This window comes from Curtobacterium sp. B18 (assembly GCF_000333375.1).
Lineage (GTDB): Bacteria > Actinomycetota > Actinomycetes > Actinomycetales > Microbacteriaceae > Curtobacterium.
In genome coordinates, this window is the sequence record NZ_BACZ01000049.1 from 1 (window position 1) to 564 (window position 564).

Below are 564 nucleotides of genomic sequence, written 5' to 3' on the forward strand. Positions count from 1 at the left end.
CTCCACCACGGCACCCCACCCCGAGGCGACCTACGCCTGGAACAAGCGCGCAGCCCTGCACGCCGAGGCGATCGGTCTCGACTTCGTCATGTCGATGGCGAAGTGGCGCGGCTTCGGCGGAAGCACCGACCACTGGGGGCGCTCCCTCGAGTCGATGACGATGATGGCCGGGATCGCCGAGGCGACCGAGCGCGTGAAGGTCTGGGCGACCATGCACGCGAACGTCCACAACCCGGCGGTCGCGGCGAAGATGTACACGACGCTCCAGGACCTCTCCGGGGCCGGGCGGGCATGAACGCGCGACGCTCGTGACGCGGCGGCCGTCGCGCGCCTGGATGTAGAACGACCGCTCGCCCGGGCGGCCGACGGTCCCGACGACGAGACGGTCCGGCCAGTCGAAGCCGTGCACGATGGTGGGCATACCCCGCATTGTAGGAGGGCCGGACGACACTCGTTCAGGCTCCGGCGGGAGCGGCTCCGGACGAGGCGTCGTCGTGGCCGGCGCCGCCCCCGACCGCGGCGTCCCCGGTCGGCGCGGGCGCGGCGGCCAGCCAGGCGAGGTCG

Annotated in this window: 1 protein-coding gene and 1 pseudogene; one reads left to right on the forward strand and one right to left on the reverse strand. The window is 73.0% G+C overall.

From position 1 onward, the window contains the following. Positions 1-295, forward strand: a 295-nt coding sequence (locus I5E_RS01375; RefSeq protein WP_031260993.1) for an LLM class flavin-dependent oxidoreductase, incomplete at its 5' end; no start/stop codon positions are given. Between the two features lie 15 nt (positions 296-310). Here the strand turns inward: I5E_RS01375 and I5E_RS24110 are convergent. Continuing rightward, a pseudogene (locus tag I5E_RS24110) lies at positions 311-430 on the reverse strand (DUF3090 family protein); the annotation flags it as partial. Between the last annotated feature and the right edge of the window lie 134 nt (positions 431-564).